The organism is Enhygromyxa salina, assembly GCF_000737335.2.
GTDB lineage: Bacteria > Myxococcota_A > Polyangia > Nannocystales > Nannocystaceae > Plesiocystis > Plesiocystis salina_C.
This window is the reverse complement of sequence record NZ_JMCC02000124.1, coordinates 1-26,913: the sequence shown is the minus strand read 5'-3', so window position 1 is coordinate 26,913 and position 26,913 is coordinate 1. Positions and strand designations below refer to the sequence as shown.

Below are 26,913 nucleotides of genomic sequence, written 5' to 3'. Positions count from 1 at the left end.
CCGCTCGCTCGGGCTCCGGCGGCGCCATCATCCGCCCCACCAGCCGCGGCGCGAGCTGTGGCTCCGACGCGTGCGTCACACTTGGTATCCCGATCGTCACCACGCTCAACGTCAGCGTGGCCACTACGATCGAGCTCATCAACTCGCGGGCAAACTCCTGCATGGTTCGTCGTTCGCCCACAGCAAACAACGAACCGCGGCACGGGGCAAGCGAAAACCCGTTATTTCCACGCGGGCCGGGCCGCGGGCGGAGACGCAACTCGAAGTGTGGCGGCTACACGCGTGGCACTGGGCGGGTCACAGGTGCCCCTTGCAGATGTTGACCCAGCCCTTCACCTTGCCGCTCGGGTGGTTCCGACCTGCCTTGACGCACTTCTCCCACCGCTCGCTCTCCATCAGCGCCTCGACCTCGAGCTTGATGTTGTCGTTGCGTTGCGACTTTGACCAGCACTTGCGCTGCCCCGTCAGTCCCAACACGGCGTCCCACTTGAACGCTTTGGCGGCCGCTTCCGCGTCGTCACGCACGCGCTTGCACTCTGCCGTCTCGTGCTTGGCGATACTGGGTGCCTGAACTTCTCCGGTCTCCGTGCCGGTTTCGTCACCCGTCTCGGCGCCGGTCTCCGTGCCAGTCTCCGTGCCCGCGCCAGTCTCCGTGCCGGTCGCTGCGTCCCCAACATCTAGCGGCGCCACGACTTCGCCAGCGTCGGGATCGACCTTCGTTGCGTCGTCGCCCGCGTCAACTGCCACCGCCGAGTCTGTGGTCTCGGTCTCGGTGTCCGGGCCGCCACCTTTACCCGTGAAGGCCACCCACAGGCCCAAGATGATCACCAGCACGACCCCGACCAGCAACACATAGTAGATGGGCGGCGTCGGGGGCTCGACCACGACGGGCGGACGCGGCTCCGCGACCGGAGGAGGGATGCGCTCGATCTCGTCCGTTGCGTCGTTGGGATCGGGCGGCGTTGGCTTGGGCGTGACCTTGGGCGCGAGACCGCGGGTCAGCGAGGCCTCGAACGCGATCTTGGTCGCCCCGCTCTCGCGCGGGAGCCTGCGCAGCACATCCTCGAGCCGGGCCAGAAATAGCTGCGCGGTCTTGGGCCGCCGCTCGGGCTCGACCGCGAGGCAGTCGTCGACCAAGGAGATCAGATCGTCCGGGAGGTCGTCGCGCTTGGACCCGATCGAGGGCGCGGCCTCGCTGGTCTTGCGGGTGACGATCTCGAACACGTTGGTGCCGTGAAACGGCGGATCGCCAGTCAGCAGCTCGAAGAACATCACGCCGAGCGCATAGATGTCGAACAGCTCGTCAGCCTGGTGCCCCTTGGCCTGTTCGGGCGCCATGTACTCTGGGGTCCCAAGCGCCTGGCCAACGTTGGTCAGGCGTTGTTCGCCAGCGGAGCGCTCGGCCGACGACGAGATCCCAAAGTCCAAGACCTTGACGAGCTCACCCTCGTCGCGCCCGCGGTCGACGAGCATGACGTTGTCGGGCTTGAGATCACGATGGATGACCCCAACCTCGTGCGCGGCTCGGATCGCCCGACCGACGTCACGCATGATGTGGCACGACCGCGCGACCGCCATCGGGCCAACGGTCTGCACCTCTTCGAACAAGTTGCGCCCGGTGAGGAACTCCATCACCAGATACAGCCGCCCATCCGCGAGCTCACCCGCGTCGAACACCTCGACGATGTTGGGGTGGCCGGCCGCGCTCGCGGCCCGGGCCTCTGCGCGAAACCGTTGCGCGACCGAGGTCGTGCGACTCCAGTCGTGGGTGAGAACCTTGATCGCAACCGAGCGACCCACGGTCACGTGCTCGCCAAGATAGACGTAGCCCATGCCGCCGCGGCCAAGCCGGGACAGCACGCGGTAGCGATCCGCGATCACCGTGCCCGCGTCGATCAACTCTTTGGCGTCGAGCCCCGGCGCCGCCGCGCCCAGCCGCGCCGACCCGCGCGAGTCACGGGGTGCCGTCTCGGTCTGGCCGCTGTCTTCGAGGATCTGCGTACCGGACGCGGCCCGGTGCGAGCTCGTGAGCTCACGCAGCAGCTCGGCCCGCGACGATGACTCGACCTCGCGCGCGTTGCCAAACAGCTTGCGCATGAAGTCCGAGACCATCTCTTGGCCCATCTCCGGCGAGTGATCCGCCAGCCATTGGTTCAGCGCCAGCATCATGGCTTGCGCGCTGTCCCAGCGCTTGTCGCGATGGCGCTCCAACCCCTTGGCGACGATCTCGTCGAGGTGCGCGTCCACCCGGCGACTGCGCGAGCTTGGTGGCGGAGCCTCGAAGCGCGAGACCGAGTCGGTGCTCATGCCGTCGGGCGAGCGCAGCGGCCGGCCCGTCAGCAGCTCCCACAAGATCGCGGCCACCGCGTAGACGTCGGCGCGACCGTCGAGCGGCTCGTGCCGGGCCTGCTCGGGGCTCATGTAGCCGACCTTGCCAAACACCACGCCCGGCAAGGTGAGGCTGGCCTTGAGGCTGGACGTCGCGAGGCCGAAGTCCGCCAGGCGGATCGCACCTGCCCAGTCGATCAGCACGTTCGAGGGCGAGACGTCGCGGTGCACGAGGCCCAGACCCGGGAAGGTGTGGGCGTAGTGCAAACCGCGCAGCACCTCCCGGCAGGTGTGGACCGCGAGCGGGACCGGGAACGCCCGGCCGACCTCGGCGCAGCGATCCCAAACGTCCGCAAGGTCACGACCCTCGATCGCCTCCATCGCGATGTAGAGCTGCCCGTCGATCTCCCCCGCCGCGCGGACGTCGACGATGTTGTTGTGGTGCAGACGGACCACCAACCGCGCTTCATCGAGGAAACGGGTCATGTAGTCGTGATCTGGCAGGTTGGCCCGCAAGAGCTTGACCGCGCACATGCGGGCGAGCGGGCCCGAGCCCACGCCGGCCAGATAGACCGTCGCCATGCCCCCCTCGCCAAGCGCTGCGAGCAGCGTGAGTTCTCCAAGGACCCGTGGCGGATCGAGCCGCTCGAGGGCGCCCATGACCATGGCCGGGACGCTACCACGCCGAGCCCGATTCCGAGTAGACTTTGCCGGCTCAATGCCCGACTCGCCCAAAGCGCGCACGGCCCCGGGGATCCTCTACTACGACCCCAACCCCACGACCGCGAAGCTGGCGACCGCCAGCCTCCGTCTGGCGGGCTACAACGTCTTCAACGCCGCAGGGCAACGAGACGCGGTCTCGATGTTCAAGGTACACGGTGCCAGCGGCGACAATTCGATCGTCGCGCTGCTGCTGGACGCCTCTGCGGATCCAACCGTCAGCGCGTCGGTGCTGCGCGAGCTGGTCCGGCTGCCAGGCGCGGCGAACCTGCCCGGCATCCTGATCGTGAGTCGGCGCAATCCAAACCCGATCCCTGCGGCCGCTGGCCTGCCGACGGTGCGGCGTCCGTTCTCGAGCCCCGCGCTGCTCAAGGTCGTCAGCGAGACCGTCGCGTCGATCGACGCGGCCAAGCTGCCGGCCGACATGGACGACGTCCCGGACCAACGCAAGGTCCAGCTCGCCCGGTTGTTGGCGAAGCACTTCCCCTCGCTCGGCGACCTCGACCACCTCGACATGGGGGCGGTCGAACAATTGTTCACGGATCTAGAGGGCGCCGAAGAGCTCCCGAGCCCGCCCGGCGAGCAGGCGATCCATGTCGATCTCGCAGCGCAGCGGCTCGAGTCGTTGCTCGAGATGCTGAGCGACGACTCGGTGACCGGCGTGCTGTCGATCTCGTCCGTCGGCCGCGAGGCCCGGCTGCACCTCGCTGGCGGGCAGATCCGCCTGGCCGAGTATTTTGGCGACGACGAAGATCTCAAGCTCGGGCGCTTCGTGGTCGAGGGCGGGTTCATGCGCGACGACGAGCTCGAGGCCTTCATCGTCGGCCGCGATCCCGCCGGCCGGCCGCTCGGGCAGCGCCTGGTCGAGGCGGGGTTCATCACGCCCGGTGAGCTGGCCACGGCGATCCTCGCCCAGGCCCGCGAGATCACCTGCCACGTGCTGACGTTTCGCAAGGGCGTCGCCGGCTTCGTCCCGCTCGCCGAGCTCGAGGCGTCGTCGGCCGCGGGCGCCGACGAGAACAAGGTCGAGCTCGCGGTCTCGGAGGCGCTGCTCGACGGGCTGCGCCGCCTCGACGAGAACGCGATGATGGGCCCGCACATGCCCGTGCTCGAAGACATCTATGTGCGCGACGACGCCAAGGTCAGCCGCATGGCCCGCGAGGTCCTCGCCCGCGATGAGCTCGAAGTGCTCGAGCTCATCAACGGTCGCAACTCCGTCAAGGACATCGCACGGCGCACCCGCACGGGCACCTTCGCGGTCTCGCGGATCGTCTACCGGCTCAGCAAGTCCAACGTGGTGCGCAGGCGCGTAACCCCCGTGACCGTCTAGGAGCCGGCTGCTCCCCGAGGAACTTCAATTGACTCCCCCGCCTCAGGTGCCCCCGCGCCCCGCACCTCCCCCACGCGCTGGCAACTCGAAGCTCGCCGCGCCGGTGGTCGCGCCCAAGCCCAAGGTCAAGGTTGGCGCGTGGAAGACCATCATGGTCGTCGACCCGGACACCGACAACCGCAAGCGCGTGATCGGTCTGCTGCGCGAGGCCGCCCTGCGGGCCGGTAGCTCCGACACGGCCACGCCGCCCCCGCCCGACGCGCGCACCCTCGCGGTCCACGAGGCCGACAACGGCAGCGCCGCTTGGGCGTTGATCGAGGTCGTCAAGCCCGACCTCGTCGTCGCCGAGATCTTGCTCGAGGGACTCAGCGGCATGCAGCTACTTCGGCGGCTCCGGGATCGCTACGGCGGCGAGGCCCCCGCGACCATGTTCGTCACCTCGATGAGCAACGAGGTCGACCGCTACTGGGCGCTGCGCAACGGCGCCACCGCCTACGTCATCAAGCCCTTCGACGACGAATTTTTGCGAACCCGCGCGACCAAGTTTTTTGAAGATCGGGTTGACGGCGGCCTCGACTTGGATTCGAACTGGATCGCGGATCCGTAGGGACCCAGGACTCAGGACCATGCCCGACAGCTCGCAGGCCGTCACGCGCAACATCCGAGTGAGCGTCCACGCTCACTACATCGAGCCGCGCTCGCGTCCCGAGGACGGACTCTGGTTCTTCGCGTATCGCGTCGAGCTCGAGAACGTTGGCGACGAGACCGCGCAGCTGCTCAGCCGGCACTGGGTGATCACCGACGGCGAGGGCCGCGTAGAGGAAGTCCGTGGACCCGGGGTCATCGGCGAGCAGCCGGTGCTTGGCCCCGGCGACAAATTTCACTACACGTCGGCGTGTCCGCTACCGACCTCGTTCGGGACGATGCATGGCAGCTACCAAATGGTGACTTCGGAAGGCGAGCGGTTTGACGCGAAGATCGCCCCGTTCTCGCTGAGTCTGCCCCACTCGGTTCACTGATCAGGTTCACTGGTCGGGTTCACTGGTCGGGCGGCATGACGAGCGGTCGGTAGCGCGTCGAGCTGGTGACACCCGTGCGCTCGACCTGGCCGGCGTCGACCAGGCGACGCAGGGAATCGAGCAACTTCCAGCGCGGCCCACCCACGCGGACCCGCAGGTAGCTCGCCGACACGGGCTGCCCGCCTGCGCTCTGGATCGCCTGCAGCACGCAGACGTCGAATTCTTCACCGACCAACCGCTTCGCCCGCTCGAGCGCGCCTCGATCGATGACCGGCCCGCCGTCGCTGGGTAGCTCGAGCTCGACGGGGGTCTCGACCAGCTCGCGGATCGTGATGGTCTGCAGCGTCGCGCCAAACTGGCCCGTGAAGCATTCTTGGAGCTTGCCGAGGGTCAGATCTGGCCGCGAGCGGAGCACGGCCACGAGCGCGCGGCGCTCGGCTTGGTTGAGGATCGTTTCGAGTCGATTGATGAGCTGCGTCATGTTCCTGCCCGGGAGATGCGGCACGTCGGCGCTCCCGCACGTGCCGGAGGCCATGGGGATTGTCGTCAGATCGATCGAGTTGATCCCACGACGCCGCGATCTGTTTTCAGCGCGGGCGAGGGCTGCTCGCCCGCTTGCGGACACCTTCGTTGTCAGGTTCACCTAGGAGCCCGTGGTGCATCGCATCGCGTCGCCTCGCGCCGGGATTTTCGTCGAGATTGAGGAGCCGAAACGCACCTGTACCGGGCGTACTGGAAGTTTCGGCGACGAAGAGCTCGGCGGAAAGACCAAGCGAGGCGGCGTGAGGCGTTGCACCACGGGCTCCTAGACCTAGAGCAGCGAACTGTTTTCAGCTCGGGCGAGGGCTTCTCGCCCGCTTGCGGACACCTTCGTGGACTGGTTCACTAGAGCAGCGAACTTCTGCGAACCAGGTAACATTTGCCCGGTCGGGCACCGATTTCTTCAGTCGGACCCGAGCCTGGGTTGTTCACTCGCGCCGCGACAGCGGCTCGCCAACCAGCCGCATTCGAGCGCCAACGAGGACCTCGACGTAGGCGGTCTCCGGGGGGGCCTCGAAGGTGCGCCCGCGCGCTTGGGTGAGCACGCGATCATCCGCGGCGAAGGCCGTCCATCGCCTGACCGGCTCGCCCTCGTCAAAACCGCTCGCAGGCGCGCTCCAGTGACCCGTGTGTGGATCCTGCTCGAGCGAGGCTGCGAGCAGCGGGAGCTCGTTGGGTGCGTCGCCATTCGGCAGCCCGAAGAACCCGACGTCGACGTCGACGTTGCGCCAGTCGCAGTGCACGTGGCTCTCGTACTCGACGAGGAAGCCTGCGTTGTTGCTGCACGCGGCCTCGAGCGTGGCGAGCGGGACCTCGATCGGATCGAGATCGAAGCCGTCGCCATAGATGTGCCGCGACGAGCCCGCCCCGCCGACCATCGCGTTGTAGGCGGGCGGCCGATATCCCGAGTTCACCGAGATCGGTCCGACGACATCCCGCAAATCTTGAACATAGGCGACCGCGTGCGGTTGCAGCACGGCGTATCGTCCCTTCCATGACTGTGCAAATTCATCGAGCGTGAAGTTTGCCGCGACCTGGGCCGACTGATCGATCGCGTCGAGATCCAGGTAGCGCACTGGCGCGCGATAGTTGGGGTTGCCCTGGTAGGGCGCCGGGTAGTCGTACCCAGCCGGAAGCGGCGCGGGCACCACGATCGGAAAACACACGCTGTAGTCATCGTTGGGGCCGGGGTAGCAGGCCTGGTCCAAGATCGGATCGCCGTCGCCATCGCCATCCCCGGTGTCGGCGTCGCCGTCCCCGGTGTCGCCGTCGCCTGTCTCCCCATCCCCATCTCCGGTGTCGCCATCCCCATCCCCATCGCCGGTGTCGCCATCCCCATCCCCATCCCCATCGCCAGCGGTCTCACCACCAAAGCCCTCGTCGCCGGCTTCGCACTCGCACGGCAAGAAGCCGGTGCCGTCGATGCGACACCACGCCACGCTGCCCAGGCCGCTGGCACAGGTGCACATCTGCCCTTCGCCTGGATCACACACGATCCCCACATCCTCGGCGCCGGTGCCCTCGCTGCAGCCAAGGAACAGCCCCGCAGGCGCGGCGAGCAACAGACAGAGCAAGGCGCGATCGGTCCAGGCTGGCATGTTGGTGATGATCCTCGGAGTCCACCGCTGCGGCAAGCCGGGCGATCACGCCCCACGGCCGGGGCTCTCGTCGTTGCTTGGACCACGAGTTTCGCAGCCGTCACCGCGGTGCTGGCACTCGATCGCCCGACCCTGCAGATAGCTTGAAAACCATCCTGACTGGGGCCGAAGAGGTTCCTGCGGCCGCCCTGTGGCGCCCCGCGAGGACCCAGCTCATGTCCAGCTCCACTCGATCCAAACGTGTCCCTCGTCTGTTTCTCCTGCTCGCGCCTGGACTGTTCACGAGCGCGTGCGCGCTGGTCTCGACCGACGTCGCCGTGCGCGACACGCATTCTCTCGTCCCGCACGACCCGGCAGGCCCGGTCATCGCCCGCGGGATCGTCCACGGCCAAAACCTCGCGCTAGAGTCCCGCCCATCGTCCCACGCCGCCGCGCTGCTCCCCGCGCACGCGCACTATCGCGTGGTGCTCGACGGACCCGGCGAGCTCGCGCTGGTCGTCGTCAACCCGGCCGGAGCTGTCGCAGGCCGCCTCCACATTCACCCGCTCACGCACTCGCTCGGTGGCCCCGCCGCCAGCATCGTGCTCGACGAGTTCGACGGCCCACCCGCGCGCATCGAGGTCTGGACCACCGTCGAAGGCCTGCGAGGCGAGGCGGTCGTCGGCGGCCGATCAGCACGCTGGCAGGTCCGCCTCGACACCGCCGGCGCCCTCGTCGGCGAGACGTGGAGCGCCAGGCAAGGCTCCCGCGGTCCCGAGCTCTCCCAGCTGCGTCGCGCTCGCGCGATCGGTGCCGACCTCGGCCAACTCGGCGCGCAGCTACAAGACGGCGGCGCACTCGAGCCCACGACCGAGCGCGAGCTCCTCGAGCTGCTGAGCTTCACCGAGCTCGCCCTCGAGCTCAGCGTCCGCGCCTGGGAAGGCCGCGGCCGCAGCCACCTCCCCACCCTAGACATGGACCCCTAACCGTCTCAACACCCCCACAAGACAAATGCCCCTTCAGGAGCAAGCAAAGCGAGTAACCCCGCAGTGCGAAACACACAGTGGCCTCCACCCGCCCTACGTCCCCCGTCCCCCGTCCCCCGTCCACCGTCCACCGTCCACCGTCCACCGTCCACCGTCCACCGTCCACCGTCCACCCGCCCAACGCATGCCATCCGCCGTCCACCGTCCACCGTCCACCGTTCACCGTCCACCGTCCACCGTCCACCGTCCACCGTCCACCGTCCACCCGCCCAACACATGCCATCCGCCGTCCACCGTCCACCGTCCACCGTCCGCCGGACGTCCACCGTCCCCCATCCCCCCCCAACGCACCCCCTACGCGCGCGGAAGGACACCGATGGAGCGCCCCCCGGAGGCCGTAGGTACCCAGACAAGAGCCCCCTCCCAGGGGGCCAATCATACCCCCGCAAACAAACACCCAATGGGAGCGAGCGAAGCGAGTGACCCGCAGTGCGAAAGCGGCCGGGGGGGTCTAAATCAGCTTAATTGTCTTCGGCACGGAGGAGCGAGCTGACGTCGTCAGCGATCTCGCGCAGCACCGCGCGACCGACTTCGGCGGTCACCGCTTGCTGCCCATGCGGATCAACCCGCAGCCCCGGCAGCTGAGCGCGGCGTGACTCGAGCATGTGCTCGACCATCGCCACCACCTGCCGACGCATGCTCTCGCGACCTGCCTTGAAGGCGATCCGAGCGACCTCTTCGTCGTACGCGTCGAAGGTGTAGGGCGTCTGCTCGTGGGACTCCTCGAGCGCCTGCCAGAAATCGTCGAAGTCGGCCCAGGTGAGGATTTGGAAGCGGTTCGAAGGTTGCGCCATGCTCGAACTCTCTGGTGGTCTCGACCCGGGTCAGCAGCGCTCCTCGTCGCTCACTGGCACCGTGCGATCCCGTGACCACGCTACCACGGTCCGAAGTCCGAACCAGCGAGGCGCGATGCCGAGCGAGACCGCGCAACGGCGTGTTTCGACCGTTCTGCGACCACGGCCACGATTGGCGAACTGCCGCAGCGCCAGACCGTCACGCTTTTTGTTCGTCGCCCCGAGGTTGCGAGCCGCGCGCGTAGCGTGCGCGAGGCCGGCGCCAGCCAGCCTCAGATCCCCATCTGCTTGGCGATGATCACCTTCATGATCTCGTTGGTGCCGGCGTAGATCCGTTGGACCCGGGCGTCGATGTAGGCACGCGAGATCGGATACTCGAGCATGTACCCGTAGCCGCCATAAAACTGCAGGCACTCGTCGACCACACGACCGAGCATCTCCGAGTGCCACAGCTTGGACATCGAGCACTCCTTGACGAGGTACTCGCCGGCGGCGTGACGGCGGATCACGGCGTCGCAAAAGTGCCGGCCAACCTCGACCTCGGTCGCGCACTCGGCCAGCTTGAACTGGGTGTTCTGGAACTTGACGATCGGCCGCCCAAACGCAGCGCGCTGCTTGGCGTAGGCGATCGTGTCCTCGAGCACCTGCTCGGCGGCGCTCTGGCAGATCACCCCGACGACCAGCCGCTCTTGCTGCAGCTTCTGCATCAGCATCATGAAGCCCGCCCCCTCGGGCCCAAGCCGATTCGCGGCAGGGATCCGGCAGTCTTCAAACGCGATCTCGGCGGTGTCTTGCGAGGCCAAGCCCATCTTCGCCAGCTTCTTGGCCCGGATGAAGCCCGGCGTGCCGCCCTCGACCACGAACAGCGAGACCGCGCGGTGCGGATCATCGGAGTTCTCCGTCTTCGCCGCGACGATCACGAGGTCGCACAAGAACCCGTTGGAGATGAAGGTCTTCGAGCCGTTGATCACGTACGCGTCGCCGTCGCGCTTGGCGGTGGTGCGGATCGCCGCGAGGTCCGATCCGGTGTTGGGCTCGGTCATGGCGATCGCGGTGATCAGCTCGCCGCTGACGCACCCGGGCAACCACCGCTCGCGCTGCGCGTCGTCGCCAAAGCTGTGAATGTAGGGCACGACGATGTCGGAGTGCAGCGGGATCGCAAACCCCGACTCGTACACGCGCGCGAGCTCCTCGCAGACGATCACCGAATGCAAGAAGTCTCCGCCGGGGCCGCCCCAGCGCTCTTCGACCCAGGGGCACAGCAACCCCGCGGCCCCGGCCGCCTGCCAGGTCTGACGGTCGACGCTGCCGTCGGCCATCCACTGGTCTTGCTTGGGGACGACCTCGCGCTTCATGAACGCGCGGACGGTCTGGCGATAAATTTCGTGATCTTCGTCGAACAGCTCGCGCTTCACCTGCGTACCTCGGCGCCGCAGTGTACACCTGGGGCGTGCCACGGCAGCGCAGCGCGACTTGTACTTCGACGCCCGACCCAGCCTCGGCGATTCGGGAGCCAACATGACCCGACCGCAGCTCGCCAACGCCTTCACGCCGCGCGCCGGCGTGCTGGATCTGTGGGAGATCGATCTGGCCCGCCCGATCAGCGAGTCGGATCGCAACCTGCTCACGGTCGAAGAGACCGCGAAGGCCGACCGCATCATCATCGAGTCCAAGCAGCGCCAGTCTTACCGCGCCCGCGCCGAGCTGCGCCGGATCCTGGCCCGCTACCTCGACGCGGAGCCGGGCGCGCTGTGCTTTGCGTATGGCGAACAGGGCAAGCCGGCGCTGCTGCCCGATCCCGAGCGCGGGCCGGCGCCGCTGTGCTTCAACCTCTCGCACTCGGGCACGGTCGGGCTCGTCGGGGTCATCTTCGGGGCCGCAGACGAGCAGCTCGGGGTCGACGTCGAGGAGGCTCGCCCCGGCCGCGAGTTCGCGTCGATCGCCGAGAGCTTCTTCGCGCCCGACGAGGTCGAGGTGTTTCGCAGGCTGCCAAGCACCGAGCACACCGCGGCCTTTTATCGGGCGTGGACCCGCAAAGAGGCGTACCTCAAGGCGATCGGCACCGGCCTGAGCTTCGCGTCGTCGGCGTTCTCGATCAGCTTTGGCCGCGGCGAGCCGGCGCGTCTGCTGCGAACCGAACGCGCCGGCGACCACCCAAGCCGCTGGCGCATGATCGACGTGCCGTGCCCAGCTGGCTACGCAGCCGCGGCGTGTTGGAGCGGCGCGCCGCTCGAGCTGCGCCACTACTTTGCCCCGTGCTCGGCCCCACCCTTGGCCGCGCGCGGCGCCTACCCGCCGTCGATCTGACGCGGCCTGCTACAGTCGGGGCTCACTCATGCTGCACGCGTCCATCCACATCGATCTGCCCAGCGAGCCCGAGCTGCGCGAGCGGACCCTGTTCGACTGGTTCTCGCGCCTGATCGGCCGTGAGCTCGACCCCAGGCACACGCACGACGTCGCCACGGTCACGGGTCTGAGCGTGTTCAAGCCCGTCACCGAGGCGCTCGCGCAGGTTGGCATCACCGACGTCCTCAACCTGATCGTCGACCGCAAGCGTGTGTACGTGGACGTCAGCGAGGACTCGGGCGACCTCGCCGCCGCGGCCGCGCAGCTCGACGCCTCCGGCGCGCTCGAGCGCGAGTTCGAGGTCATGACCCTCACGCTGTCGGACCGCCGCGAGGGGCTGCGCTGCCTGGTCGAGATCACCCTCGCGCGACGGGTCAGCTCACTGGCCACGGAGGAACAGTCTACGAAGGTGTCCGCAGGCGAGGCAGAAGCCCTCGACCGACTCGAGAACACTCCAGAGCTGCGTCTGCGGTTCGTGGCGCGGCTCGACAGCATGCAGATCGCTCGCGGCGACACCCCGCTGAGCTACGCGCAGCGGCTGCGCGTGCTCGCTCGGGACCCCAGCGGGCTGCAAGCCGGGCGCGAGCGGTTCGCCGCGCTTGTCGAACAGACCCAGCGCGCGCTCGCCCAGCAGCTTGGCCCGCTGTGCTTGGCCAGCTCGGTCAGCCCCGTCGAGCTCCGCCTGATCCGTCCGGGCCCGCGGCAGCTCGACCACTTTCGGACCTTGAGCTGGGGCTCGGCCGTGCGCCCGCCCAAGTATCGCCCGCTGCCGATCCCCGCGCGCAAGGGCGCGTACGACCAGCCATTTTATCACTACTACTACGATCCCTACTTCGACTTCGTCGCGTGGGTGACCTTGTCCGAGATCATCGCTGGCCGCGGCTGGCAGGGGCTCGCGTTCGAGGTCGTCGACCCCGACGGCACCCGCGTGTTTCGCTCGGATGGTGAGCGCCGCGAGGCTGCATCGGCGCTCGACGACGGCCTCGCCAAGCTGGTCGAGCTCAGCGAAGCGGGCGTGATCGTGGATCCCCAGATCCCCAGCTTTGGCGACCAAGATCCGGGCGAGATCGGCGATCCCCGCGTCACCCGCGGGTTCGCCGGTGACCTGGGCAGCGCGAGGTCGGAGGCGACCAGCGTCGACGTGGGTGACCACGACGCCGGCTGCGGCGCCTCGTGTGGTGGCTGCGGTGCCGGCTGAGCTAGAAGCCGCTGAGCCAGCGTGCCAAGATGAAGCCCGCCCCATGAGCCGTGAGCCATGAGCACCGCCAAACAGCGCGCGCGCCTCGTCGAGCTGCTTGGCGACAGCTTGCTCGCCAGCCCCTGGCTCGGGCGGCTTGGACGGATCAGCTTCCTCGGCACCCTCGACGCGCACCCACGCAGCCGGCGAGCATCGACCCGGCTCGAGCACTCGTTGGGCGTCGCGACCCTCGCGTGTCAGGCCTCGGCGGCGCTCGAGCTGCAACCCGAGCAAGCCCGCTTGTTCGTCGCTGCGTGCTTGCTGCACGACGTTGGGCACTACCCGCTCTCGCACGCAGCCGAGCCTGCGTTCACCAAGCTGCTCGGCGCGGGGCACCACGAGGTCGGCCGCTGGATCGTGCTTGGCGACGGGCCGATCCCGCGCCAACGCTCCCTGCGACCGGTGCTCGAGCAGGCCAACATCGATCCCGAGACGACCTGGGCGATCATCGACAACAGCGACACCCTTGCCCCGCAGCTGCGGCCGCTCGCCGAGCTGCTGAAGGCCCCGATCAACCTCGACACCCTCGAAGGCATCAACCGGGTCGCGCGAGACTTTCGACTGCGCCGCCGCAAGCTCCCCGAGCGGATCTTCACTTGGGTCGACGGCGAGCTCGGGATCAGCCGCGCCGCGCTGCCGGCCATGGATCGATTCTGGGCGCTCAAGGACCACGCCTATGATCGCGTGATCAACCTGCCCTCGAACATCCTGGCCGAAGCGCGGCTGTGCGAGCTGGTCGCCGCCAAGCTCGACCGCGACGACCCCGAGATCATCGACGCCCTGGACCGGTTCGACGATCCAGCGCTGCGAAGGCGGCTCGGCGCCGAGGCCCTGACCCGCGCGCTGCTCGACGGCGGCGAGGACGGCGACTACGAGCTGTGGACCTCCGAAGCCTACGGCGAGATCGTCGGTAGCTCGCAGACCCACGCTGGCGGTGAGCGGCGGCCCGTGCTGGTCCGCACCCGCAAGCGCTACTTCATCGATCCGGGCGTCGAGCCGAGCGAGCGTGGGCTCGCGCTGCACAGCTGGTCTCTGCGGTTTCGCCACGAGCGCACCCAGGGCTGGCTGGTCTCGCGCCGCCAGGATCAACTCAGCCTGCCCAACCTGGATCCGGGCTTGGAGTTGGCCTGGGTCCCGGAGATCTGACCGTGCCCGAGCGCCTCCCGACCGCAGACCTCGTTCAGCGCTCGGCCTTCGTCGAGTGTCTGCCACGGATCGGGCTCACGCCCGCGCAGGTCCCCGCGATCCTGGCCGCCGAAGCGTTCTCGCGCAGCCGGCTTCGGTTCGCCCGCGCCCGGCTCGCAACCCTGACCAAGGCGGACCCGCAGCCGTGGGAGGGCTGCGCTGCGTTTGCGTTGGGCTCGCTCGGGCGGCTCGAGGCTTCGGCCGAGTCGGACCTCGATCTCGCGTTCATCTACGACGGCGGGCGCGTGACCCAAGACCAAGCGACGCAGCTGCGCGCACAGGCCCTCGCGCGGCTGAGCGACAGCTTTGACATCCCGCAAAAGACCTTTGACCACGCCGTGGATCTGCGCCGCTTGATCCACAACATCGGCGGCCGCGTCGACACCAACGAGACCCTGACCTACCGCGCGCTGCTGCTGACAGAGGGCGCGTGGCTGGCCGGTGCGGGGCGCGACACCAAGCACACCGTGTTTCGCACCTACGCCGACGCGCGGATCTCTCGGGGCCGGTTCTTGACCTCGCTGGGCAACGATCTGCACCGCTACTACCGGACCTTGTGCATGGACTACCGCCACAAGGTCGAAGAGCTCGACAAGAGCTGGGCGATCCGGGTGCTCAAGCTTCGTCACTCGCGCAAGCTGTGGCACCTCGCCAACCTCGCGCTGCAGTGCTGGGCCGTCGACGCGATCGACGACGACGACTCGCGCGACGTGAGCCTGGCCGCGCGGGTCGGCTGGCCGTCGCTGCTGCGCCTGTTCACCGCGCTCGATCACTTTGGCGCCCCCGAGCTCGCGCGTGAGCCCTTCGTGTGCTTCGACCACTTCTTGGCCGCGCTGGCGACCGCCGAGGTCCGCGACGAGCTCGGATCCCTCGACTATGAGCGGCGCGACGAGTCGGCGGTGTACCGCTCGCTGCACACCAACGCCACCCGGCTCGACGCGGCCGCCGAGCAGATCGTCGACCTGCTGTTTGGCCGCTGCCGCGCGTTCATGGTCCGGTTTTGTATTCTCTGAGATGAGGTCACCCCCTGGCCCACGTTGTTCGCCAACCACGCTCCGCTACTCGTGAAGCGTCTTGGGTGGGTCCTCGAGCTCGCGCCAACGCCCCATGAACAACAGCCAGCGGGCGGTTCGCAGGAAGGCCAAGTCGTGATCGAAGAGCTCCACGTTCACGCCGCGTCGCGCAAGCTCGTTGGCGTAGACGTCACCAGCCGTGCAGCGTCTCTGCCGTGACCAAGCCCGGCAGCTCGAGCAAGAACCGGGTCCCCACGCCAAGCTCCGTCTCGAACGAGAGCTCGCCCCCGTGCTCGGCGACGATGCCGTGGGACAGCGCGAGGCCAAGCCCGGTCCCCTCGTTGCGGGACTTGGTCGTGAAGAAGGGATCGAAGATGCGGGGCTGAACCTCAATCGGGATGCCGCCGCCCGAGTCCTCCACGCCAATGCGGACCCAGCCCGGCCGCGGAGAGCGTCCCACCCGAACGTCGATGCGCTTGCCCGCGGCCGACCCCGGCTCGTGATTCTTGAGCGCGTCACGAGCGTTGGTGACCAGGTTCATCACGACTTGCTGGATCTGCTGGCTGCGACAGCGGATCAGCGGCAGCTCGGGCTCGGCCTCGAAGCTGAACGCGATGTGATCGCCACGCAGCACCGAGCGAACCAGCGACAGCGTGGCCTCGACGACGTCGCTGGGACGCGCGGCCTCGGGCACGTCTTCGGCGTCCTGCCGCGAGAACGCCAGCAGGTTGCGCACGATCGTCGCCACGCGTTGAGACTCGTGGGTGATCTCGCCGGCGAACTCCATCACGACCTCGGGCTCCGAGGCGTGCGCAGCGATCAGATCCGCGTAGTTCATGATCCCCTGCACGGGGTTGTTGATCTCGTGAGCGACCCCGCTGGCGAGGGTGCCGACCGACTCGAGCCGTTGTTGCTGACGCAGCTGGCCCTCGAGCTGCTGCTTGTCGCGCTCGGCCTGCTTGCGCGCGGTGATGTCGGTGGCGACCGCGACCGCGTTGCGGCGCACGACCTCGCCGTCGCGCCCCAACGCGCGATGCAGCTCGATCGGAGCGACGCGCACGGCGTACCAACGCGGCGGCTGCCGATGCGGCAGATGCGGCACGTACTCGAGCTCGAGCTCGAAGCGCTGGCCCGCGAACAGCACGGCCTCGACGGCCTCGCGCCAGCGCTGCGCCGACTCCGGCTCGAGCCGCCCGGCGTCGGCGTCATCGCTGGCGTCGTCCACATCGCTTGCGCGGTCCGTGTCGGCGGCGTCGTCCGCCTTGGAGTCGATGCCAGTCAGCGGCCCGCTGTGGTTGCGGAACACCACACGCCCTCGCTCGTCGAGCAACGCGATGAGATCCGGGGCACCGTCGACGAGCGAGCGCCAGCGGGCTTCGCTCCGGTGCAGCGCGCTGTACAGCTGCGCGTTCTCGAGGGTGCTGGCGGCTTGGCGGGTGATCAGCTTCAAGGTCTCGACGCTCGTCGAGCTAAAGCCGCGGGTCGTGAGCCGGTTCTCGAGCACCAGCGCGCCGAGCCGGCGCTCGCCCTTGAGCAGCGGCAGCGCCAACACCGAGCGAACGTCCTTGGCTTCGAGGTACGCGTCACCGGCGAAGCGCAGATCGACGCGGGCATCATCGAGCACCACGGCCTGCCCAGTGCGGACCACGAAGTTGATCAGCGTGACCGGGGCCAGCTCGACAACATCGCGCACCAAGGGCGGATCCGCGAGCAGCTCGCGGGTCCCGTCGGCGTTGCCCCGGGCGACCAGCGTGAGCTCCCCCGCTTGCTCGAGCACCAGCAGGCCGCGGTCCGCCCCGACGCTGGTCAAGGTCGCGTCGAGCAGCCGCCGGATCACCTCTTCGAGCCGAAGGTCCTCCGTGATCGCCCCAACGCTGCGCAGCACGGCGGCCAGATCCAGCGCAGGGCTGCTCTCTGAGAGCGAAAGCGACAGGCCGGCCGTCTGGGTCAAGATCGATCCCGTTAGTGGATCGGAGGCGGGGTTGCGCGCGCGCTCGCTTCGGCCAAGGACGAACAGCTCGCCGTGAGCCTCACGCAGCTGCGCGAGCTTGGCCTCCGCGCCCCAGGCCGCGTATGCGTCCCAGGCCCGGCGCCGCGCACCACGAACCAGCGCGCCCATGTCCTCGCGCTCGAGCAACGCGGCGAGCTGCTCGGCGGCGAGACCCTCGAGCCACCGACACCCGCGCTTGCGGGCCTGCGCCCACGCACGATCGAGCGTCCGCACGGCCGGCCCGATCTGCCCCTTGCTCGCCAGCCGGAGCCCAACGGCGATGTCGACGTAGTGTCCATAGTTGGTCGGGCTGTGCTTGACCCAGCGCCGGAGCAGGCGCTCGGCCTTGCGCGCGCTCGCCTGCGCGCCTGCGACCGGGACACCGCCCGCGAGCACGACGGCGTAGTAGGCCACGCAGGTGAGCACGCAGGTCCGGGCCACGAACCAGGTGTTGAACGCGACCTTGGCGATGTCGTGAACGCTGCGCAGACAGGTCGCCAGGCCGGCCTCGTACTCACCAAGGACCAGCTGGATCATCGCCTTGAGGGTCAGCGCGACATACAGGTTCGTGCGGACCCCGGCTTGGGCAAACACCTCGTCGGGATCGAGCATCCAACCACGCGGCGCGTCGCCGCTGCCCTCATCGGGTTCCGCTCGCGGCTCGAGGCCCGAACCCGTGAGCGCGTCGCAGGCCCCACGCAAGGTCCACATCACCACCCGCATTTGATTGGGGCACTGGCGGCCAACATCGCCAATCACGCGAACGCAGCGACGATTGAGGACATGCAGGTGCGTGCCCAACTCCAGCTGCAGGTCGGCGCCAAAGCCCCCCATGAACGCGGCGGGATCGAACTCGCCGGCCTCGAGCGCGGCTTGGTAGCAGGTGTCGTACAGGCGCGCGATCTCGGCGAACGACCGACCCCGATGCAGCGCCAAGCCGCCGCCTAGCGCGATCAAGCGAGACATCGTTGACGCCGTCGGGTCGCGCCGCGCGAGCGTCAGGCCCAAGTCGAACAGCGCCATCCCGTCATCGACCCGGCCAAGCCCGCCACACACCCCGGCCGACAGCTCGCTGAGCGCACGCGGCAAGCTGGGGTGGAAGCCGCGAGCCCGGATGTTGAGCGTGTGCTGACCGACCAGAAACAAGAACAGGTTGAAGCTAACGGTGAACGCCGGGTACTTCAGCTGCGCGATGATGCCGATGATCGCGAGGTCGCGCGGTGCCTGGCAGCGCCGCATCGCGTCGACCGACGCGACGTTGAGCCTGCGGCCAAACCTCCAGGCGCGCACGATGCTGATCCCTGCGCGCGCGCGGCCGAGATCCTGCGGAATGTTCACTCCCAAGCGCGCGAGCGCGGCGAGGCCCAGCTCGACGGCCTCTGGGTGGCGCGTGTCGACCCACAACAACCGGACCCGCCGGGCCACGACCTCACCAAAGTGGTGGTCTTCGAGGCGCCAGTCGAGCAGCTCGGCGAAGGCCTGATCCGCCTGCTCGCGGCGCCCGGCCAACGCCAGCGCGTAGGCCAGGTGAAAGTGGAGCTGAAACACCAATTCATAGTTGGCTGCCTCCACGCCGCGCGTGGCGACCTCTTGCCGCTGGGCTTCGGTCAGCGCGATGCCCTGGCCAAGGTAGCGCTCGGCCAGATCGTAGGCGGCGGCATCCAAGGCTCGCTCCCCCGCGCGCAGATCCAAGCGCGCGAGCTCGAGCCGCTGCGCGTCCTCGAGGTCTGCCGGGAGGCCCTCGTGAAGATGCTCGACGACCTCGAACAGCCGCTGTTCGCCGCCCCCAGCGCTCTCGAGCAGCTCCTGCCCGATCGCCCAGTGCAGTCGCTGGCGCGCCGCCGCATCCAAGCCGCGCTGCGCCGCGTCCTGAATGCTCTCATGGGTGAAGCGATACTCCGCCCCCACGCGGGCGAGCAGCCCAGCCTGTTCGAGCTCGAACAGACTCGCCGCCAACTCCGACCGCGGGTCGTCACACACCGTGGCCACCCGCGCGACGTCGAAGCGCGGGCCGATGCACGCCGCACGACGGATGACGTCGCGCGCCTCGTGGCTGAGCGCGTCGAGCTTGGCGCTCATCAGCGCGACGGCGTCATCGGGGATCGGCTCGGCCTCGACCGCTGCCTGATCCCAGCTCCAGCCGCGCTTGTCTGGCCGCAGCAGCCCCCGCGTGGCCAGCTGCGTGAGCAGCTGTCCGATGAAGAGCGGCACGCCCCCGGTCTTGCGCGCGAGCGTCTGCGCCAACACCTCGGGGTTGGCGACGCCGGGCAAGCTGTCGACGACCAGCGACTCGATCGCCGCGCTGGGCAGCCCGGTCAGCGCGAGCTCTTGCACCGAGCCACCAAACGCCGCGCGCACCGACGCGAGCGGGTGGTCGGCGCTCAGCTGATCCGTGCGCAAGCTGAGCAGCAGCAGCAAGGGTCCGCCGTCGCCGTGCATCAGCGCCTCGAGCAGTCGCGCGCTCCCTTGCCCGGCCCAGTGCAAGCCTTCGAGCGCCAACACCACCGGCCGCTCGTCCGTACACACAACCGCGAGCAGACGCTCCAGCGCGATCTGCAGACGGTTGCCCGCTTCAACCGCGCCGAGCTGCGCGGGCACTTCTTGCGAGCCAACGATGAGCTCGAAGATCGGGCACAGCTCGACGACCACCCCGGCGAGACCGGCGAGCCCGGCCAGCAACTGCCGACGCCAGCGCGCGAGTCGGGCATCGCTCTCCGACAGGATCTGCTCGAACAAGCTGGTGAACGCCTGGACGAAGCCAAGGTAGGGCTGCTCGCGGAACGGGTCGAACTTGCCGCGGATCATGTAGCCCTCACGAGCCACGACCACGACCTCGAGATCGCTGATCAACGCCGACTTGCCGACCCCGAGCGGCCCCGTCAGCGCGATGCTTCGTCGCTGCTTGGACGCCGCGACCGCGGCGAACGCCTCGGCCAACGCGGCCCGCTCTTGCTCGCGACCGTAGAGCCGACTGGACAGCACGAAGCTGGTTGCGAAGTCCTCGCCACCAAGCTCGAAGCTCGCGTCGTCCTGCCCGGCTTCATGCAGCGCTTGCAGGCTGCGAAGATCCGCGGCGAGCCCAGCCGCGGTCTGATAGCGACGCTCTGGCGCCTTCTCGAGCAATTTCATGACCACGCGCGACAGGCCGTCAGGCACCGCCGCTCGCAGCGAAGCTGGTGACGCGGGCCGCTTGGCGAGGTGCGCGTGGATCAACTCGAGCGGGGGCAGGTCCGCGAACGGCTGGCGGCCGGTGAGCAGCTCGAAGAAGGTCGCGCCAAGCGAGTACAGATCACTGCGAAAGTCGACCGGCCGACCCGTGCGACCGGTCTGCTCGGGCGAGATATACGGCAGCGTGCCAATGAACACATCGCTGTCGTAAATGTGGCGACGCTCGCTCTCGAGCAGCACCGAGATGCCGAAGTCCGCCAACGAGATTCGCTTGTCGCTTGGATCGATCAGAATGTTCGTTGGCTTGATGTCACGATGGATCACCCGCGCGGCGTGGGTCCGCGCGAGGATGTCAGCGATCTGCGTGGCGATCTGCCAGAACACCTCGAGCGCCAGCGCCTTGCCGGCGGCAAACTGGGCCAGATCGACGCCTGGCACGCGCTGGAGGATCAGGACCAGCTGATCGCCGACGCGGCGCAGCTCGAGGGCCTTGACGACGCCGTCGAGCTCGAGGCTGCGAATCAGCTCGAACTCGTGCTGGACCCGATCTTCATCGGTCTCGTCTTCGATGTCGAAGACCTTTGCGACGACCTCGTGGTCATCTCGCTCCGACACCGCGGCGTACACACGCGATCGAGCGGACTCCCGCAAGAGGCGAGTCGCTCGATAATCTGCCAATGGTAGGGCCATGTGGATGATGACGCCGCGCGCCAGTCTACCCCGCAAGTCTGGTGAATTGGCTGAAAAGGACACGAGGCGATCGGCAGATCGACGCGGCGCGGTAGCGCCCCAACTTGCGTCAGTGTGTGAAGCGCGAGACTGCGAGAGCGCGCGCCCAAGCACCGCGGGCGCACACCCTCACTTGCAGCGAATCCACGCGTCGCGCTCGAGCCCGCCGTTGTCACCGAGCGACAGCTGCACCTGCGCGATGAAGCGCTTGGCGTCTTCTGGGTAGCCCGCCGTGGGTCGCAGCTCCATCACGCGCGCGACGAAATAGCGATTGAACGCGCGCAAGATCAATTCGCGCAGATACTTGGCGAGGATCGAGCCCCACGAGATCCGAGGATCGAGCCGGTCTCCGCCCATCACAAAGCCAACCTCGATCGGGCGTGGAGCAAGTCCAAGCAGCCCGTACTGGCTGCGATCACGTCGCTCGAGCAACACGTCGATCCGACCAGTCGGCTCGGGCCACACACGGCACAGGGGCTCGAGGTAGGCCTGCCGCCCCCCGGCCTTGTCACACCAAAGCGCGATCGTGTGCGCGTCGATCCGGTCGACAGCGTGCTTGGCCAGGCGCAGCACCGCGTGGGTCGCCCAGGTGTTCTTGGTGCCCTCGCGCAGCTGCTCGGCCGCGAGCTCACGGTTGACCCGGGCGGCCGACACGACGTCGGCGCGATACCAAAGCGGCGTCACACCGCGCGCGTCGGCGACCTCGCGCAGGCGCCCCGCATCATGCTCGAGCCGCCCGCGATCGCCCGCGATCGGCAGCGCCTCATCGAGCATCGACCACCACGGCGCCCTGCGATCCTCGGGCAGCTCGAACTCGCGGACGAGCACGAGCTCGAGCAGCTCGGACACGCTGCGCGGGATCTGGCCGTACACCCAGCCGACCGTCGCTAGCGCGGTGCGTTCGATGCGGGCGAGCTTGTGGGTGCCCGTGTGGATCTTCTTGCTGTCGCCGACCTCGAGCCGTCCGTCGCGAAGCCCGGGCGGACCCACGACCGACGCGAGCGGACCCAGCAGATCGTCAACGGGGCCGCGATCTGTACTGGCGCCCGGCTTCGCCTGCACCGAAGTCGCGAAGCCGGCGACGACCAGCGGACCGAGCGTCGGCCCGAGTCCTGCTTCGTCAAACCCGGCTCGCGCCAGCACGCGGGTCTGTCGCCCCCGCTTGCTGGCCGCGCCAGCCGGACTCACGTGCGGCCCACCGCGCGCTCGCGACAGACCTGAGCGAAGCGCGAGAACACGGGGTTGCCAGGGGTTCGATGGGCCCCACCCTCGTCCGATCCATCGAGCCACTCGGGGTGCCACTGCACACCGACCGCCCAACGATCCGCCCGAATCACTTCCAACGCCTCGATCACGCCATCGGGCGCGCGGGCGCTGACAGCCAGCGAGATCCCCACGCGATTGACCGACTGGTGGTGGATGGTGTTGGTCAGCAGCGTCAGCGCGCCGTCACTGGAGCCGGCGCGCCCGTGGTCACGGAACGCCTCGCCCAGCCACGACTCGCGCTCGAGCGCGACCTCGTGCTCGATGATCTCGTAGCGATCCCAGTCGCGGTGCACGAGGCTGTCGGCGACCTGGGTCTCGATGTCCTGATACAGGCTCCCGCCAAGCGCGACGTTCAACACCTGAACCCCGCGACAGATCCCGAGGATCGGCTTGCCGAGCGCGAGCGCGACCTCGATCGCCGCGAGCTCGTGCTGGTCGCGGATCAGGTCGCCGCCCCACTCGGGGCGAAGGGGTTGCTCGCCGTAGCAGACCGGCGCCACGTCGGCGCCGCCTTGCAAGAGCAAGCCGTCGCACCCGGCGATCGCCTGCTCGAGCGCTTCTTTCTCGCGCAGATCCAACAGCTGGATCGGCAGCCCCCCGCCGCGCCAGACCGCGTGCGCCATCTTTTGCTCGCTGAACTGCAGCGCCTTGCCCTTGAACAGCGCGCGCTCGGGGTCTTCGTGGATGATCGCAGCGGTCAGCGCGATCCGTGGTCGATCCGCGTGGCGCACGGTCACGCGGCGCCTCGCTGAACCAGGCCCGAGCGAACCAGCAGCGGATCCAGATCGGGATCCTGGCCGCGGAACTCACGGTAGAGCTCGGCGGGGTCGCGGCTGTCACCGCGCGCCAGCACCCGCTCGCGGAACCGCTGCCCGACCTCGCGGCTGAACACGCCGCCCTGCTTGAACTGCGAGAACGCGTCGGCGTCGAGGACCTCGGCCCACTTGTAGCTGTAGTAGCCCGCGGCGTAGGCCACGGACGACGAGAACAGGTGGCCAAACCCGCAGATCATCGCGTAGTTCGCTGGCAGCGGCGCGACCGAGAAGCGCTGCATCTGCGCGTTACAAAACTCGAGCAGCGGCGGGGCCTGCTGATCCGGCGCGAGCAGCTGCGGGGCGTAGTCGAGGTGCAGCGCGAGGTCCAGGCTCGCAAACCCCAGCTGCCGCATCATCGCGGTCGCGCTCATGAAGTTGCGCGCGCGCAGCATCTTGTTGAACAGCTCGTCGGGGATCCGCGCGCCGGTCTTGTAGTGACGCGCGAACAGATCGAGCGAGGCCCGCTCCCAGCACCAGTTCTCCATGATCTGCGAGGGCAGCTCGACGAAGTCCCAGGCCACGTTGGTGCCGGCCAGGCTGCGGACCTCGACCTCGCTCAGCAAGTGGTGAAGCAGGTGGCCAAACTCGTGGAAGACCGTCTCGACCTCGCGGTGGGTCAGCAGCGCCGGCTCGTCACCCAGCGGCTCGGTCAGGTTGGCGCAGATCAGGCCAAGGTGTGGGCGGCCAGCGCTGGGCAGCCCGGTGATCAAGCTGTTCATCCACGCGCCGCCGCGCTTGTCCTCGCGCGGGTGCAGATCCGCGTAGAAGCAGCCAAGCTCGCGCGCGCCGTCGCGGACCCGATAGGTGCGAACGTCGGCGTGCCACTTGGGCAGATCGTGGATGACCTCGACGCTGATGCCGTACAGCCGGTTGACCAGCTCGAACATGCCTTCGAGCACGGCCTCGAGCGCGAAGTAGGGTCGCAGCTGCTCTTCGTCAAAGTCGTAGCGGGCGCGGCGGGACTTCTCTGACCAGTAGCCAACATCCCAGCCGGCCAGGCCATTGTCGGAGGTGTCGGGCCCGTTGGCCGCGGCCTGCTCGCCCAGCTCGCGCGCGCGAAACTCGACGAGCTCCGCGACCTCGGCGGCGAAGAACGCCTCGCTGCGATCGCGCAGATCATCGACGAACGCCCGCGCCGTCTCGCCCCGCTTGGCCATGCGGTCTTCGAGGATCAGATCGGCGAAGCTCTCGTAGCCCAGCAGCTTGGCCTTGGTCTCGCGCAGCTTCAGGATCTGGGCGATCAGCTCGCGGTTGTCTCGCTCGCCGGAGCTGGCTCGGGTCGCGTAGGCCATCCACACCTGGCGACGGATCTCTGCGTCGTCGAGGTAGGTCAGCAGCGGGATCATGGACGGGGCGTGCAGCGTGAACCGCCAGCCTGCCACGCCCTTCTTGTCGGCCGAAGCCTTCGCGGCCGCGCGCGCGCTGTCGGGTAGCCCGGCCAGCAGGGCCTCGTTGGTGATGACCAGCTCGTAGTCGTTGGTCGCGTCCAACACGTTTTGGCTGAACTTGGTCGTGATCTTGGCGAGCTCGACCTCGAGCTCCGCGAGCCGCTGCTTGTCGTCTAGGTCGAGCTCGGCCCCGTTGCGGCGGAAGGTGTCGAGCAGCTTGGTCAGCAACCGGGCGTGGGTCGCGTCGAGCTTGGCGGCCGCTGGGGTGGCGGCAAACGCCCGCAGCGCGGCGTAGAGCCCGGGGTCTTGATAGACCCGCGAGCTGAACAAGCTGACCTTGGGCTGGACCGCCTCGTAGGCCGCGCGCAGCTCCGGCGTGGTCGCGACAGACTCGAGGTGACCGACCACGCCCATCGCCCACTCCAGCCCGCGGCCAAGCTCTTCAAACGCGTGCAGGGTGTTGGCGGTCGTCCGGGGTTCACCGTCCGGCAGCGCCACGATCGCCTGCAGCTCGGCCTCGGCCTGGTCGAGCAAGTGCGCGATCGCGGGCTCGACCTGCGCAGCGTCGATCTGGTCGAACGCGATCGAGAAGCGCTCATGGACGAGGGGGTTGGCCGCGAGGGTCATCGATCGTTTTTGGCGCTCCCCGGCGACGAGCGCAAGGGTTGGGCTCGATTTCGTGTCGGGGGTTGCCAACGGTCGGGTGCGAAGCCGGCGATCGGGGCCTATAGTCAGCTCGTGCGGCACACCCCACACGCGGGCCTGTCCGTGGTGTTCGCGGGCGGCGGTTGCAAGACCTTCTGGGGCATGGGCGTGCTGCGGGCGCTCGAGGGCCTGCTGCCCCCAGTCGACAATTGGGCGGGCACCAGCGCCGGTTCGATCATGGCCTTGGTCAGCGTCAGCGAGCGCGTGGACGAGTCGCTGGCCTACTTTCTGGACATCACCAGCAAGAACCCGCGCAACTTCTATGCTCACCGCGCGCTCGTCGGCGGTCCCGTGTTCCCGCACGACTCGATCGTCCGCAGCACGCTGCGCTTCATCATGGACGGCGGCGGCTTCGCGCGGATCCGCCAGGCCGCCCCGGTCCACATCTTGATGTCCGTGTTGCGCGCCGAGTCACCCATGCTGCGGACCTGCGTCAACGCGCTGCGCAGCTTCGAGCAGCGCAACCGAATCGGGCGCGTCCACGGACCCAGCTCGCCGCCGCCGGGGATCGACGCCCGGGTCGTGCGCTCGATCGACGCCGCGGATCCCCAGCAACTGGTGGAGTGGGCCGTGATGTCGGCGAGCACGCCCCCGGTCACGCCCGCGCCTAGTCACGACGGCCTGCGCTACCTCGACGGCGCGCTGGTCGACAACGTCCCCGTCCGCGCGCTGCCCGAGCAGGCCCACCGCGGCCGGATCCTCGTCCTGCTCAGCAGCCCGTTCAAGGTCGCGCGCGTCCCGTTGCGACTACCCGAAGGCGGCCGGATCCTGTACCTCGCCCCCGCCGACGAACTGCCGGTCACGACCTGGGACTACACCTCGCCCGACAACGTGATGGCCACCTATGAGCTTGGCCAGCGCGAGGGCACCGTCCTGCGTGGGCGCGTCGCCAGCCTGCTCGACGACGTTGGCTAGCGTCCTCGATACCCCAACTTCGGTGTATTCGAGTCGAGTTTGCGCCCGCGCATCCGAACAAACATAGGTCTCCCGCCCCGCGAGGAGGTCGCTTCGGGTGAGCGACGGAGGCCGCACGAGTCGGGGGCCGGGTCGTGCTTTTGGGGTGTGCAGGGGTCGATGTGCTGATCCGGCAGCGCGCACGACCCGTGAGGGTCGCTCCGGGCACGGAGGGCTCAAGGCGCTAATTTGCGTTGTCATGGATCGCTGTCGGCGAGGTCGGGCTGTGGCTTCGGTGACGCACTCGCAACGCCCTCTTATTGTGCCCGGAGCGACCCTCACGGGTCTTCTGTGCGCTTCTCGTCGTTCGAGACGGCGGCTACACGCTCGGGATCGAGGGGCGTCTTGGAGTCCAACAATGCTGGTTGCGGTGGTTGCACTCGGGGGGGTGCACTCGGGGGGTGCACTCGATGGTTGCGGTGGTCGTTCGAGTGCTTTCGAGTGGTCGCGCAGATGCAGCGACAGCGTTCCACGAGCACGACGTCGACCTGGGCGCTGTCGCACGCGAGCGTCCGAGCGGCGTGCAGCGGCCCGGCGTGGCGTGGCGTCGCGTCGCCCAAGAAGCCGCCGATGACAACCGCTCGCAACCGGAGCCGAGCGTGCGCAGGCGATGCTCGAGGTACGCCCGCGAAACCAATGGATGCCGGCACGCGTGGACAGTTGCCCGATCGAGTGGAGCGGTGGTTGACCAAGAACTGCCCGATCCCGAGCGCGTAGCTGCCGTCTCGAACGACGAGAAGCGCACAGAAGACCCGTGAGGGTC

General features: G+C 68.5%; 18 protein-coding genes. 9 read left to right on the top strand and 9 right to left on the bottom strand.

The features are described 5' to 3' along the window. Positions 1 to 297: 297 nt before the first annotated feature. Entirely contained in the window at positions 298 to 2,994 is a 2,697-nt protein-coding gene (locus DB30_RS35065) for a serine/threonine protein kinase (protein WP_052557429.1), read from the bottom strand. A gap of 52 nt (positions 2,995 to 3,046) precedes the next feature. Between DB30_RS35065 and DB30_RS35060 the strand changes: the two genes are divergently transcribed. From DB30_RS35060 to apaG, 3 genes are read left to right on the top strand one after another with little or no spacing between them, the layout of a single operon-like run. Next, entirely contained in the window at positions 3,047 to 4,378 is a 1,332-nt protein-coding gene (locus DB30_RS35060) for a DUF4388 domain-containing protein (RefSeq protein ID WP_052557427.1), read from the top strand. A 28-nt stretch (positions 4,379 to 4,406) separates the two neighbouring features. Continuing rightward, complete coding sequence (locus DB30_RS35055) at positions 4,407 to 4,985, top strand: response regulator (RefSeq protein WP_146662024.1); 579 nt, start codon at positions 4,407 to 4,409, stop codon at positions 4,983 to 4,985. Positions 4,986 to 5,004: 19 nt separating this feature from the next. Next, positions 5,005 to 5,397, top strand: coding sequence for a Co2+/Mg2+ efflux protein ApaG (gene apaG, locus DB30_RS35050; protein ID WP_052557424.1), 393 nt, complete (start codon positions 5,005 to 5,007; stop codon positions 5,395 to 5,397). Between the two features lie 19 nt (positions 5,398 to 5,416). Here apaG and DB30_RS35045 read toward each other — a convergent pair whose 3' ends face one another. Further along, positions 5,417 to 5,878, bottom strand: a complete 462-nt coding sequence (locus tag DB30_RS35045; protein WP_052557422.1) for a hypothetical protein — start codon at positions 5,876 to 5,878, stop codon at positions 5,417 to 5,419. Positions 5,879 to 6,365: 487 nt separating this feature from the next. Further along, positions 6,366 to 7,535, bottom strand: a complete 1,170-nt coding sequence (locus DB30_RS35040; protein WP_146662022.1) for a D-Ala-D-Ala carboxypeptidase family metallohydrolase — start codon at positions 7,533 to 7,535, stop codon at positions 6,366 to 6,368. Positions 7,536 to 7,750: 215 nt separating this feature from the next. On the opposite strand from DB30_RS35040, the gene DB30_RS35035 reads away from it, so the two are divergent. Next, entirely contained in the window at positions 7,751 to 8,500 is a 750-nt protein-coding gene (locus DB30_RS35035; RefSeq protein ID WP_146662020.1) for a hypothetical protein, read from the top strand. Positions 8,501 to 9,021: 521 nt separating this feature from the next. Here the strand turns inward: DB30_RS35035 and DB30_RS35030 are convergent. Both DB30_RS35030 and DB30_RS35025 read right to left on the bottom strand, forming a co-directional pair. Beyond that, positions 9,022 to 9,354 (bottom strand): hypothetical protein, encoded by a 333-nt coding sequence (locus DB30_RS35030; protein ID WP_052557416.1) that lies wholly within the window; start codon positions 9,352 to 9,354, stop codon positions 9,022 to 9,024. A gap of 272 nt (positions 9,355 to 9,626) precedes the next feature. Then, positions 9,627 to 10,769: an acyl-CoA dehydrogenase family protein gene (locus DB30_RS35025; RefSeq protein ID WP_052557414.1), complete on the bottom strand. Its 1,143-nt coding sequence runs from the start codon at positions 10,767 to 10,769 to the stop codon at positions 9,627 to 9,629. Between the two features lie 103 nt (positions 10,770 to 10,872). Here DB30_RS35025 and DB30_RS35020 point away from each other — a divergent pair, with 103 nt between their 5' ends. From DB30_RS35020 to DB30_RS35005, 4 genes are read left to right on the top strand one after another with little or no spacing between them, the layout of a single operon-like run. Next, on the top strand, positions 10,873 to 11,661 hold the full coding sequence (locus DB30_RS35020) for a 4'-phosphopantetheinyl transferase family protein (RefSeq protein ID WP_146662018.1): 789 nt from the start codon (positions 10,873 to 10,875) through the stop codon (positions 11,659 to 11,661). Between the two features lie 28 nt (positions 11,662 to 11,689). After that, positions 11,690 to 12,898 (top strand): hypothetical protein, encoded by a 1,209-nt coding sequence (locus DB30_RS35015; RefSeq protein WP_052557408.1) that lies wholly within the window; start codon positions 11,690 to 11,692, stop codon positions 12,896 to 12,898. Between the two features lie 57 nt (positions 12,899 to 12,955). Further along, complete coding sequence (locus DB30_RS35010) at positions 12,956 to 14,083, top strand: HD domain-containing protein (protein WP_052557406.1); 1,128 nt, start codon at positions 12,956 to 12,958, stop codon at positions 14,081 to 14,083. A 2-nt stretch (positions 14,084 to 14,085) separates the two neighbouring features. Continuing rightward, complete coding sequence (locus DB30_RS35005) at positions 14,086 to 15,135, top strand: DUF294 nucleotidyltransferase-like domain-containing protein (RefSeq protein ID WP_052557404.1); 1,050 nt, start codon at positions 14,086 to 14,088, stop codon at positions 15,133 to 15,135. Positions 15,136 to 15,325: 190 nt separating this feature from the next. Here the strand turns inward: DB30_RS35005 and DB30_RS35000 are convergent, their stop codons facing one another. From DB30_RS35000 to DB30_RS34985, 4 genes are all read right to left on the bottom strand, one after another. Further along, the gene (locus tag DB30_RS35000) at positions 15,326 to 20,983 is read right to left on the bottom strand and encodes a protein kinase domain-containing protein (protein ID WP_146662014.1); all 5,658 of its coding nucleotides are present in this window, start codon (positions 20,981 to 20,983) and stop codon (positions 15,326 to 15,328) included. 168 nt (positions 20,984 to 21,151) lie between these two features. Next, positions 21,152 to 22,210, bottom strand: coding sequence for a hypothetical protein (locus tag DB30_RS34995; RefSeq protein WP_052557400.1), 1,059 nt, complete (start codon positions 22,208 to 22,210; stop codon positions 21,152 to 21,154). After that, positions 22,207 to 23,025 carry a gamma-glutamyl-gamma-aminobutyrate hydrolase family protein gene (locus DB30_RS34990; RefSeq protein ID WP_146662012.1) on the bottom strand — a complete coding sequence of 273 codons (819 nt, stop codon included), beginning with the start codon at positions 23,023 to 23,025 and terminating at the stop codon, positions 22,207 to 22,209. Before DB30_RS34990 ends, DB30_RS34995 begins: the two co-directional genes overlap by 4 nt. Beyond that, positions 23,022 to 25,118 (bottom strand): M3 family metallopeptidase, encoded by a 2,097-nt coding sequence (locus tag DB30_RS34985; protein ID WP_052557399.1) that lies wholly within the window; start codon positions 25,116 to 25,118, stop codon positions 23,022 to 23,024. The genes DB30_RS34990 and DB30_RS34985 overlap by 4 nt, the downstream gene beginning before the upstream one ends. Positions 25,119 to 25,229: 111 nt before the next feature. Here DB30_RS34985 and DB30_RS34980 point away from each other — a divergent pair, with 111 nt between their 5' ends. Beyond that, positions 25,230 to 26,111: a patatin-like phospholipase family protein gene (locus DB30_RS34980; RefSeq protein ID WP_165704088.1), complete on the top strand. Its 882-nt coding sequence runs from the start codon at positions 25,230 to 25,232 to the stop codon at positions 26,109 to 26,111. The last annotated feature ends 802 nt before the right edge of the window (positions 26,112 to 26,913 follow it).